Source organism: Seleniivibrio sp., assembly GCF_021209385.1.
GTDB lineage: Bacteria > Chrysiogenota > Deferribacteres > Deferribacterales > Geovibrionaceae > Seleniivibrio.
Genome location: NZ_JAJOIL010000025.1, coordinates 1 through 11,345, shown reverse-complemented (window position 1 = coordinate 11,345; position 11,345 = coordinate 1). Strand labels below are relative to the sequence as shown.

Below are 11,345 nucleotides of genomic sequence, written 5' to 3'. Positions count from 1 at the left end.
ATTTTAGCTGAAAAATAAAAAAGAGTTACAGGAATATGCCATAATCTACGGGACATAATAAAGATTATATTTTTGCAAATAATAAAAATATTTTGACATTGAATTTTTCTATAGACCTATACGAAACACACATAGAACAAAACCATGTGCTGATTAAAAATTAATCGCAAGCTTAAAAAATAACCACTATCTGACTGAGAGAATAACGTTTCTTACAAAAACCAGCTTATCATAAACTTCACTGCTTAGAACGAAAGGATAAGCGTCCGGTTTGCCAACACTGCGGTTCAGCGAATTCATTATAACGGTCAGTTCAACCCATTTGTTAATCACCGATCTGAAATCGCTATATTCAATATCTACGTTCAGCACTCCGAATGAAATTGCTGTCTCCAATGTATCCATCATATGCATGTAGTGCGCCCAGGTCTCCGCCCAGTCCTCCAGCGGGTGCATGGATGCATACGCGCTTATGTGGTGTTCCTGCCAGTCCGGAGCGGGACCATTGGCATAATAGGCTTTCAGTGCATCGTCATAATTTTTTTTATGATCGCCGAAAAGCACGTCAAACTGACGTTCCCATTTTGTACCTTCAACAAGGGTCATAAAGAAATAATGTCCTATCTCGTGGCGGAAATGCCCCAGAGTTGTCCTGTATCGCTCGTTCATCTCCTCGCGCATGGAAACACGGTATTCAGGATCCGCTTCGGCGGCGTTTATGGTTATAACTCCGCTTGAGTGTCCGGTATAGACTACATCCTGAGAAACGTTCGGGTTGGAACGTCTGTCCTCAAGAAAGTCGAAGCAAAGACCTTTAACGGGATCTTCCTCTCTGTTCTTAAAGGGGAGATGATGGCGGTACATATTGAAAACCATACGCCTTTTCGCTTCCTCAAGGGTACGCCAGCGCTTGACATTTCTAGGTATGTCCTGAACGGGAACGGTTCTGGTCAGCCTGCACGAAACACATTGCGTATGCGGATCGTCCTCTCTTATAAGCAGGTTACAGCCGAGCAGGTCAGGCGAACGGTGCTCACAGAAGCGGTAATAGCGCGTGTTGGAGCCGACGGTGGCGGCAAGGAGACCTTTGCCCTTGTGCTTAAGGGTGAACATCTCCGAACCGACGACATCAATCCCCACCAGCTTTCCGCAGGCAAAACATATTGTATTATCAAAAAATATTTCTGCCCCGCAGGAACAGTAAAATCTTTTCATCAGCCTATAGCCGCATTAAACCATGCGTCAGCAATAGCGGCGTCTATTTCATATAAAGCTATCTGTGTTCTGTCCATAAAATCATGTATGTCCTTAACATCCGCCTGTTTTGCCGAAAACCCCTCCAGAAGGCAGTTCACAGCCTTCGCTTTTTCGGCAACGGGTGCTGAGTTCGGAAGCCTTTCCCCCAGAATGGCTATACTCTGGGTGCAATAGGCAACCGCTCTGGGAAACATAGCATCTTTGAGAAGAAAGTCAATGACATCGGCACTGGCAACCTTGCGGCGCATGGACTGACGGTACATCTGATAAGCGTTCATAGCTTTCAGCAGGTTCATCCAGACTATCCCCTCCGTACCTTTCAGCTTACTGCTTCGCAAAAGAAGCGAACCGGCATCAAGTATACGGGTGGTGGTATCCGCCCGCTCAAGAAGTCTTCCTATCTGTAAAAAATTATATGTGGAATTGCGTGAAAGACCGCTGACGAGCATGCCCTCAAGCCTCTGCCCGCCTTTGATTATCTGCGTAAGGAACTGATAGCGTTTACTTCTGGTCGCAACGCAATCCTTCTCTTTTTTTGCAAGGAGGTACAGTTCGTTGACCACTTCCCACGCCTCGCTGGGCAGAATATCTCTGGACGTTCTGGCGTTCTCTCTGGCAAAAGCCAGCGAGCAGAACAGTGAACAGGGGTTGCGGTCGTCACTTATAAGATAGCTCATGACGCTGGTCTCCGACCTGTCTTCATAAAGATCCGCGAAGGATTCTTCCGCATCCATGATGGTTATCAGGTTGTACCAAACAATGTCGGTTCCCTTCGGCATGTCCAGCATCAGGTTGGCGTAAACGTTCGCCAGCTTTGCCATATCTTCCGCACGCTCCATATAGCGCGCCAGCCAGTAAACTCTGTTTGCAACTCTTGACAGCATCTTACGCCTCCTCCGGATCAATTACCCAAGTATCTTTGCTTCCGCCGCCCTGTGAAGAGTTCACCACAAGGGAGCCTTCGCGCAGAGCAACGCGGGTAAGACCGCCCGCCGTGCAGTATGAGCTTTCACCCTGAAGGATGAAGGGACGCAAATCGACGTGCCGTCCGGCAAGGGTTCCCTTGTCGGTCAGCGTGGGCGTCACCGAAAGCGAAAGAGTCGGCTGTGCTATATAATTTCTGGGATTTTCGTTTATGAGATACCGAAACTGTTCTATCTGTTCCTCCGTTGAATGGGGACCCACCAACATTCCGTAACCGCCGGATTCGTTGGCAGGTTTTACAACCAGTTTTTCGAGGTTGTCCAGAACATAGAGCCTCTGGTCATCATCGCGGCAGAGGAAGGTTTCAACGTTGGGTATCAGCGGTTTTTCGCCCAGATAAAACTCTATCATCTGCGGAACGTATGCATACACGACCTTATCATCTGCAACGCCTGTTCCTGGCGCATTGGCTATTGCCACGTTACCTTTTTTCCATGCGCGCATAAGCCCCGGCACACCCAGAGCAGAATCAGCCCTGAACACCTCTGGGTCGAGGAAATCATCATCTATTCTCCGGTAGATAACATCAACCTGAGTGAGACCGTATATTGTCTTCATATAGACCTTGTCGTCTGTGTCAACAAACAGATCGGCACCCTCAACAAGTTCCGCGCCCATCTGCTGGGCAAGAAAGGCGTGTTCAAAATATGCGGAGTTGAATATACCGGGGGTCAGAACGACTATCTCCGGTTCCCTGTCGCAGACAGGAGCGATTGAAGTAAGCATATCAAAAAGTTTCGCCGGATAGTCGTCAACGGGTATGATGTTGATATCTTTGAAGAGTTCAGGAAAAACGCGTTTGGTTATCTTGCGGTTTTCAAGCATGTAGGAAACACCGGACGGAACGCGGAGGTTATCCTCCAGAACATAAAGAGTTCCATCGCCGTCGCGCACAATGTCGCTTCCGCATATGTTCGCCCATGCTCCGTGGGCAGGTGTCATTCCGATGCACTCTTTCCTGAAATTTTTAGATGTCAATATTACATCCGCAGGCACCACCCCGCTTTTGATTATCTCCTGAGAGTTATAAAGATCATTGATGAACATATTAAGCGCCTTAAGTCTCTGCTTAAGCCCCTCTTCCGCGCGTTTCCACTCTATCCCGCAGATAACTCTGGGTATGATGTCAAACGGCCATGCGCGGTCGATGTTCGTGCCGTCGCTGTACACCGTGAAGGTGATTCCAAGCTCCACAATGGCGGCATCCGCCGTCTTTTTTCTTCTGTAGATGTCCTGCGTGGAAAGGTTTTGCAGGTGGCGGAAAACATCGCGACTCGCCTCTCTGGGTACTCCTTTTGATTGGAAAAGCTCGTCGTAAAATCTCCCGGGTTCATATTCGTTCCAGTTGATGGACATATTTGCCTCCAAACATTTACGCGCTGATTCTAATCTGATGAACAATTATTGTCAACTGACCGTGGTTATCATCCATTCTACACCAGACCAATTAAACTTGTTGAGTTAAATATGTAATGTGCTAAATTATTTATTTCGGAGGATGTAATGTCGAAGTCAGGATCGTATCGTCTGCTGGACAGCGGACACGGAAGAAAACTTGAGGACGTGGGCGGATTCATCATAGACAGACCCTGCGGACAGGCTGTCTGGGAGAAGACACTGAAAGACAGCAGATGGCAGGAAGTTCACGCAATTTTCTCCCGCGAGGGCGGAAACAGCTGGTCATACAGAAAAAACATGCCCGCAGAATGGATCATAGACCTCGACGGGCTTAAATTTTACATCTCTCCCACAGACTTCGGACACCTCGGCGTGTTCCCCGAACACAGATACTCATGGGGATGGGTGCGCGAACGCATAAAGAATGCTAACCGACCGCTGCGCGTGCTTAACCTCTTCTCATATTCCGGTGCGGCAACCATAGCCGCCGCAAAAGAGGGAGCGGACGTTACCCACGTCGACGCATCCCAGAAGATAAACGACCTTGCAAAACGCAATATAAAACTCAACGAGATAAGCCAGTCAAAGGTGAGGTTCATCACCGACGACGTAATCAAATACCTTAAACGCGAAGAGAAACGCAACTCTAAATACGACGGGGTAATTCTCGATCCCCCCAGCTTCGGAAGAGGCAGCAAGGGAGAGGTGTTCAAGATAGACACCCACCTTCCGGAAATACTCAAACTGATAAAAAAAGTTCTGAGCAACAACCCTGCTTTTGTGGTTCTCACATGCCACACACCCGGCTATACCCCCATGACGCTGAAAAACCTGCTGACACAGATGATGGCGGGAACAAACGGCGAGATAGAGACATCAGAACTGACTCTCGACAGGGGAGAAACGGAAATACCTGTTCCGGCGGGATTCTTCGCCGCATGGAAACAGCAGGGGCTTTGATGGATATCCTTTTCGCCGATAACCACGTCATAGCCGCATCCAAACCAGCAGGCATCCCTACGCAGCCTTCGGACGGACACAATGACAGTTTTGAAGACAGGGTGAAAGAGTGGCTGCGCGAGCGGGACGGGAAAACAGGCAACGTTTTCCTACACGCACTGCACAGGCTGGACACTCCGGTGAGCGGCGCCGTGCTATTTGCAAAAACAGACAAGGCGCTTTCACGCCTTAACGCCTCCATGCGGGACAAAAAACATAAGAAAGTATATATGGCTGTTGTGGAAGGAACTTTCAAGAATTCTCACGGTATTCTGAAACATCATCATTCGCATATGAGATTCATGGCGAGAATCACAGATAAACCCCACGAGGGTTCCAAAGAGGCTGTGTTAAGCTATGAAGTCAAGGCGGTCGACGGCGGCAGGTCACTTGTGGAAGTGACGCTTGACACAGGCAGATATCACCAGATACGCGGTCAGTTTTCGCACACAGGTCATCCGATATTCGGTGATGAAAAATACGGCAGCAAAAACCGAATGGACAACGGAGCAATAGCTCTTCACCATTTCCGCATGGCATTCGTCCATCCGGTATCAAAAGAATTTATAACCGTCACGGCACCTCTGCCCGACGTTTTTCCTTTCAGTCGTTTTTCAGAGCAAGATACTTTTTAATTTCGTCCATGTGTTCCGCAACATAAGCGTTCGACGGTTCGTGTCCGCATCTGCGGCATTTAAGGTCATACGCAGAGTTAGGGTATCCGCAGGCTGGACATGAATATCTCTCGCGCATTTCAAGCACCCACTGGTGGGCACCGACTTCCGCTATACGGGCGAAATCCCTGTAAATATCCTTTCTGTGTGGTCTCGCCACCTGAAAAGTAGCGAACAGTTCGCAGGGAACCTCTTCGCACTCTCCGCAGGAGTTCACACCCTTGGATTTTGCGCATTTCACCATCTCGCAGTTGCGGCAGTATCCGTTCACCCTTCCGGAACGGCATCCGTCGCATTTAACGTTCTCTATGTCCGTGCCGAACATCTCGGCAAAATATTCAAGTTTTTCGGTATCGTTATTTTCTGTTGCAAGATATAGTGCGCATCCGCCGCAGTATAATCCGCAAACCGCCGCCAGAACCGGCTGTCCGTTATTTGTCATAAAACACCTGTCTTATAAAACTAATCTTTTGGATAAAATATCGCTTACATTTTGCCTGCTGTCCAAAACAGCATACACCAGTACAGTATCGTTCATCACCGTAAATATTACGCGCCAGACAGAAATTAAAATCTCTCTGAAACTGATATTGTTGTACAGTCTCAGTTCCGGCACAAGTCTGGAACGATTTGGCAATTCAGAAAGTTTACCCACTGCCTCATATATTTCAGTACCAATCCTGCGTGCTGTTTCCTTATCGTCATATGAAATGTATTCAACTAACGACCTAAGGTCATTTCTCGCAGGCTCACTCCATATGACCTTAAAGTGCATCCAGCTGTTCCTTCAGCTTTTTTCCGACTTCCTCATGAGTAAGCACTCTGCCCTCGGCAATGTCCTTTTCGCCCATAGCTATAATTTTCAGCATCGCCATGGCGTCCATCATCTCCTGATAAGACCCAGCGTCCATCAGAACAGCTTTGGATTCGCCGTTCTGGGTTATCACGATGGGGCTTCTGGTCTCGTTGACCTGCTTAAGCACCTCGGCGGCGTTGGCTTTTATATATGAAATAGGCTTAATGTTGTTTTTAATATCCATAGTATCCTCCGGTCTTAATATGATACTAAATTAAGACCTTAAAATCAATATAAACTCACACGGAGTATTGTTTGAGAGATTTACGCAGACGCACATAGTTGGGGATATAACTTTCCACAAGCGCCCAGAAGTGTTTGCCGTGGTTATGATGGGCAAGGTGGGCAAGTTCGTGAACAACAACGTATTCAATACATTCAGGTGGGAGTTTTGCCAGATATATATTGAAAGACAGTCCGCCCTTTGAAGAACAGCTGCCCCAGCGGCTTTTAGCCTTACGAAAGGTCACGGATTTAGGCTTTAAGCCCATGATGCCTGACCACTTGTCCACCAGCGGAGGCACTATGTTCTTTACCTCTTTTCTGTAAAAAGCATCCAGCTTCTCAAGCAGTATCTCGTCGCGCATCATTTTCGGATTATATTCAAAAATACATTTATCTGCATAAAAACCTATTTTTACGGAGCCGATTCCCATCTTTTCGTTAAAAATCCACTGGTTTTCATACTCAACCCCAAGATAGTGCATCTTCTGAAGGGGGTCAAAGGGCGCTTTATCCACTATTTCTTCTAATTTAGCCCGAATCCATGCTGATTTTGACAAAATTATGGACACAGCGTCTTTTTCTGACATTTGCGCAGAACGAAGAATTATACGTCTGTCGCTGCCGATACGGATATAAACTCTTTTCAGCTGAGGTTTTATTTCATGGGTAAAGTTGATGCCGCCCGCAGTGAGTTCTTTCGAGCTAGCGGCTGTTGTTGATGATCTTCGCCAGAGTTTCACAGGATTCCTTCACGGATTCGTCCATCTTATGCATAAATTCAACGGAGGCGGGCTGAATCCCGCAGATAACTATCTCCGCTCCGGTCTCTTCGCGGATGAGCTTTGTTATGAGAGGCAGAGGTACTTTATGGGTGCTGACTGCGCTCATGGAGAGTGTGTCTTCATAGACTATCTGGACAGTTCCCGAAGGAAGCCTCATATCCGCCGCATCAAAGAACACCGCCTTTACAGGCTTTATCTCAAGGGCTTTGTCATAAGCAGTTTCTGTCTTTTCTCCGGCATCAAACAGAACGATGCCGTCCCGCGGCTCTATCATGGTTATCAGAAGCGAGCCGGCGAAATCATCGCCGCGCAGGGAGTTTCCGAGTCCGACATAGAGTGTCACGCCATTTTCGGCAGGCAGTATCTCTCTGACAGTATCAGACAAAATCCACCTCCAGAACGTGTGTGGAACAGGAGATGCAGGGGTCGTATGCCCTGACCATCATCTCAAACAGAAGAGTCGCCTCCTCCTGCGGTCTGTCACAAACCATAGAAGCAAGTTTACGCATATCAAGTTCTATATTTTCAAGGTTCTGACCCGTGGGGATAACACAATCCGCTGACAGAATAGTTCCTTTATTGTCAACCTCATAGCTGTGGTAAAGCAGTCCGCGCGGCACCTCTACGGCACCGACGCCTTTACCCGCCTTAACTTTTATGACCTCGTTTTCGTTAAGCCCCACGATTATCGCCTCAGACTTATCCGTCCCTTTCTCAAGCAGTCTGTCGATTATCTGTATAGCGTCGTCTGTGAAATGGAAACATTCCACTATCTGCGCCGCCGTATTCAGATAAACATTTGAACAGACAGGCTTTAATCTAAGCTCGTCCGCCGCGTATTTCGCAAGCGGGTGGAGCATATCGTAATTATTATTGAATCTCGCCAGCGCGCCCACCATATATGATTCACCGGACAGTTTACAGTGTTTCGCAGTGGAGTGCGGAACGAGAAACTCATTAGTAAGGGTTTTGTATTCGGACTTATCTTTCAGAATACCTTTGCTGGATTTCACTTTTCCGTTCAGAAGGGCGTATTCCGTATCGTTTGCAAGAGAAACATACTCCGTTTCCCTTTCAAATTCAGGGAATACAAAGGTTTTCGCCAGCTCAAGGGTCGGCAGAAGATCCTGCTTTATCGCTGAAAAATGTTTTTTCATTTCAAGCAGATCGGCTTCCGAAGGTATCTTTGTGAATCCACCTACTGTTGACGAAATGGGGTGAACGTGCCGTCCCACAAGCACCGCACAGGCATCGTTACAGCATTTTTTCATCCTGAGTGCGCGGCGCACGGCGTCCCCATGGGTTGCCGTAAGGGCAAGGGCGCTCTTTTTACCAAGCATGTCGGGAGCCACCAGCATATATATATGAAGTATGTGACTGTCAAGATTTTCAAGGTGCAGCAGAATCTTGCGGAGCATCACAGTCTGCTCTGACGGGGTGAAACCTATGGCATCCTCCGCCGCCTGAATACTTGCAAGGCTGTGACCGCAAGAACAGATCCCGCAGATGCGGCATGTGATGTGCTGAAGTTCAAATATGCTCCTGCCGCGCACCATAGCCTCGAAAAAGCGCGGCGCCTCGGCGATTTTCAGTTCGCATTTATTCAGCTTCCCGTTCTTCATGTCAACGACAATGTGTCCGTGTCCCTCAACGCGGGTGAGGAATTCAACGTTTACGGAGAGGTTCTTACTCATCTTTACCTCCCGCCGCCGCATTGTACATGTCGATGGATTTCAGTATAACGTCTGGGTCGAGGTCATATTTTTTCATAACGTCCCTTGCCCCGTGTATGTTCGGGTTACTGAGCAGCCCGCGGCATCCGTAGCATCTGTTTCCGTTGTTCAGACACCAGCTGTTGCATCCAGCCCTTGTTATGGGTCCCATGCAGTTTATGCCCTTTTCGTACATACATTCGTTCTCGTTGAAACGACACTCAACACAGACCGCATGGTCGGGAATTATGTATTCAAGCCCTGCCAGAGCGCTTTTCAGCACCTTTAAAAACTCCGGCGGATATATCGGACAGCCCGGCACTATGTAGTCGACCTCAATGATATCCCCCACTGCCTTTGTGGGCTTGCTGGGGTAATCTTTGAATCTGTCGCCGTAGACTATCATACCGTTCTCGTCCATAGGGCGTTTGTTCTTTATACCGTTTATTCCGCCGTTAACAGCACAGGCACCGTATGCCATGACCATTTTTGAGCGGCGGCGTATCTCTTTAACCTTCTCTTCGGCTTCCTCGTTTGTAACGCTCCCCTCGATGATGGCAAGGTCATATTCGCCCTCCCACTTCTCGCTCATTATCTCGCGGAACTCAACTACGTCAATATGACCGAGGAGATCGAGAAGCTCTTCGCCAAGATTTGCCACCTGAAGCTGACAGCCTTCACAGCAGGCTAGGTCGAAAAATGCCACCTTGGGCTTGCTCATATCGCCCCCTCAAGGTCTTTCACCTTGTCATAGGGGAACACTGGACCGTCCATACAGCAGTAATACTGGTGTATCTGGCAGTGTCCGCATCTGCCCATTCCGCATTTCATATGTCTTTCCAGAGAAACGTATATTCTGTTCTCCGGCATACCTTTTTTCAGAAGCTCCTGAATGACGTAAATATACATTTCAGGGGGGCCGCAGACCACGGCAAAGGTGTTGTCAGGATTGAAATTCACCCCGGGAATAAGGATTGTGATAAGCCCCACGTTCCCTTTCCATTCGGGGTCGGATTTATCAACCGTACAGCAGAAGTTCACGTCCATCCGCTCCGCCCAGACTGCAACCTCTTTGCCGAAAAGCATCTTGTCAGGCGTCTTGCATCCGAGAAGTATGTCAACCTTTCCGAAGTCGCGGCGCTCGTCCAGAACGTAATTTATAAGGGAACGCAGGGGAGCTATGCCAAGCCCGCCCGCAATGAATATCATATCCCTGCCTTTCAGCAGATTCACGGGGAATCCCACGCCGAAGGGGCCTCTGATGCCAACCTCATCGCCGACTTTCAGGTTGTGCAGAACGGATGTCATGCGCCCCACCTTGCGGATACAAAGCTCGAACGTTTCCTGATTCGTCGGTGAAGAACAGACAGATATGGGAGCCTCGCCCGCACCGAATATAGACACCTCAACAAACTGACCGGGGTCGTGGTCAAGGTTTTCGCCGTTCTTAAGCTTTATCTCATAAAGCTTTTCCGTGGCGGTCATAGGTGTTATCTTAATCACTTCCGCCTTGATTATCTCGTATCCGGATTTTTTCAGCGGTATTCTCATATCTCACCCCACGATCTTTTAAGGTTTGATATGGTCTCTTTCAGATTTATTGAAGCCATGCACTGCCTGCTGCACCTTCCGCACCCTGTGCAGAAGAATTTACCGTATCGCACGACAGGATATTTGAATTTACGGAAGAACCGATGTCTTGTGCGCTGTGCGCGTTTCGGACGGAAATTCTCTCCGCCGGCTATGATGGCGAAGGTTTCGTTCTGGCACGAATCCCATACGCGAACCCGCCTTCCTTTCGCAAGGTTAAGCTCCGGTTCGTCGTTGACGTCGAAACAGTAGCAGGTGGGACAGACGTTTGTACAGTTTCCGCAGGAGAGGCATTTTTCAGCCGTTCTGTCCCAGACGTGGCTGTCGAAACCCCATTCAAATATGGATGGTATCTCCGAAAGGCTCACGTCAGTTTCGTTTTTGAAGAGTTTTTTCTTATCCGAACGGAGTTTTTTCAACATTTTCTCATCGGCAATATCAGCAAGCTGAAACCCGTCGAAAAGCTGAACCATGCCCTTACCGTCAAACGTGTTGATACTGAAATAGTAATGGTCGCCCATATCCGTCATGAATATATCGTATCCACCCGTGGGCGTGTGGGTCTGCATCAGCCCGCAGGAAGCGAAACCGTCGCATTTTTTAAGACATTCATAACCAATCAGAAGTATCTTGTCGTGGCGAGCCTGATAGTGGTAATCCTTCGGTCTGTCCATGAAAACATGGTTCAGACACTGAATCCCTGCTATGTCGCAGGAGTGAACGCCAAGGATGACCATCGGCTCTATCTCAACAAAAGCCTGCATGTTCTGCCCTTCGGTGGTATCATATTCCAGAAGGGTTTCGTGCTGCGGGAGAAAATATTTTTTCGGCGGCAGAATCGTCGGGATGTGGTCAAGACAGACCTCCG

General features: G+C 48.4%; 14 protein-coding genes. 2 read left to right on the top strand and 12 right to left on the bottom strand.

Features of this window, described 5'->3' with window-relative positions:
* Positions 1-186 precede the first annotated feature (186 nt).
* The 3 genes from LRY47_RS07635 to LRY47_RS07625 are packed head-to-tail and all read right to left on the bottom strand — an operon-like array spanning position 187 to position 3,597.
* Positions 187-1,215, bottom strand: a complete 1,029-nt coding sequence (locus tag LRY47_RS07635) for a putative zinc-binding metallopeptidase (RefSeq protein ID WP_295223871.1) — start codon at positions 1,213-1,215, stop codon at positions 187-189.
* Positions 1,215-2,141 (bottom strand): alpha-E domain-containing protein, encoded by a 927-nt coding sequence (locus LRY47_RS07630; RefSeq protein WP_295223869.1) that lies wholly within the window; start codon positions 2,139-2,141, stop codon positions 1,215-1,217. Before LRY47_RS07630 ends, LRY47_RS07635 begins: the two co-directional genes overlap by 1 nt.
* A gap of 1 nt (position 2,142) precedes the next feature.
* Positions 2,143-3,597: a circularly permuted type 2 ATP-grasp protein gene (locus LRY47_RS07625; RefSeq protein WP_295223868.1), complete on the bottom strand. Its 1,455-nt coding sequence runs from the start codon at positions 3,595-3,597 to the stop codon at positions 2,143-2,145.
* 147 nt (positions 3,598-3,744) lie between these two features.
* On the opposite strand from LRY47_RS07625, the gene LRY47_RS07620 reads away from it, so the two are divergent.
* Together LRY47_RS07620 and LRY47_RS07615 are read left to right on the top strand one after the other, a co-directional pair.
* Complete coding sequence (locus LRY47_RS07620; RefSeq protein WP_295223866.1) at positions 3,745-4,599, top strand: class I SAM-dependent methyltransferase; 855 nt, start codon at positions 3,745-3,747, stop codon at positions 4,597-4,599.
* A complete protein-coding gene (locus tag LRY47_RS07615) occupies positions 4,599-5,273 on the top strand; it encodes an RluA family pseudouridine synthase (protein WP_295223865.1) in 675 nt (224 codons plus the stop codon). The genes LRY47_RS07620 and LRY47_RS07615 overlap by 1 nt, the downstream gene beginning before the upstream one ends.
* Here the strand turns inward: LRY47_RS07615 and LRY47_RS07610 are convergent.
* The 9 genes from LRY47_RS07610 to LRY47_RS07570 all read right to left on the bottom strand — a co-directional run.
* Positions 5,242-5,754, bottom strand: a complete 513-nt coding sequence (locus LRY47_RS07610; RefSeq protein WP_295223864.1) for a DUF3795 domain-containing protein — start codon at positions 5,752-5,754, stop codon at positions 5,242-5,244. The genes LRY47_RS07615 and LRY47_RS07610 overlap by 32 nt on opposite strands.
* Before the next feature lie 12 nt (positions 5,755-5,766).
* Complete coding sequence (locus tag LRY47_RS07605; RefSeq protein WP_295223863.1) at positions 5,767-6,087, bottom strand: type II toxin-antitoxin system RelE/ParE family toxin; 321 nt, start codon at positions 6,085-6,087, stop codon at positions 5,767-5,769.
* On the bottom strand, positions 6,077-6,352 hold the full coding sequence (locus LRY47_RS07600; RefSeq protein WP_295223862.1) for a type II toxin-antitoxin system Phd/YefM family antitoxin: 276 nt from the start codon (positions 6,350-6,352) through the stop codon (positions 6,077-6,079). The genes LRY47_RS07605 and LRY47_RS07600 overlap by 11 nt, the downstream gene beginning before the upstream one ends.
* Before the next feature lie 55 nt (positions 6,353-6,407).
* Entirely contained in the window at positions 6,408-7,133 is a 726-nt protein-coding gene (locus LRY47_RS07595; protein ID WP_295223860.1) for a SprT family zinc-dependent metalloprotease, read from the bottom strand.
* Positions 7,096-7,560, bottom strand: a complete 465-nt coding sequence (locus tag LRY47_RS07590) for a hydrogenase maturation protease (protein ID WP_295223859.1) — start codon at positions 7,558-7,560, stop codon at positions 7,096-7,098. The genes LRY47_RS07595 and LRY47_RS07590 overlap by 38 nt, the downstream gene beginning before the upstream one ends.
* The gene (locus LRY47_RS07585) at positions 7,553-8,869 is read right to left on the bottom strand and encodes a Ni/Fe hydrogenase subunit alpha (protein WP_295223858.1); all 1,317 of its coding nucleotides are present in this window, start codon (positions 8,867-8,869) and stop codon (positions 7,553-7,555) included. Before LRY47_RS07585 ends, LRY47_RS07590 begins: the two co-directional genes overlap by 8 nt.
* Positions 8,862-9,608: a hypothetical protein gene (locus LRY47_RS07580; protein ID WP_295223857.1), complete on the bottom strand. Its 747-nt coding sequence runs from the start codon at positions 9,606-9,608 to the stop codon at positions 8,862-8,864. Before LRY47_RS07580 ends, LRY47_RS07585 begins: the two co-directional genes overlap by 8 nt.
* Positions 9,605-10,438: an FAD/NAD(P)-binding protein gene (locus LRY47_RS07575; RefSeq protein WP_295223856.1), complete on the bottom strand. Its 834-nt coding sequence runs from the start codon at positions 10,436-10,438 to the stop codon at positions 9,605-9,607. The genes LRY47_RS07580 and LRY47_RS07575 overlap by 4 nt, the downstream gene beginning before the upstream one ends.
* The coding region (locus tag LRY47_RS07570) for a 4Fe-4S dicluster domain-containing protein (protein WP_295223855.1) at positions 10,435-11,345 on the bottom strand (911 nt) is incomplete at its 5' end. The genes LRY47_RS07570 and LRY47_RS07575, both read right to left, overlap by 4 nt.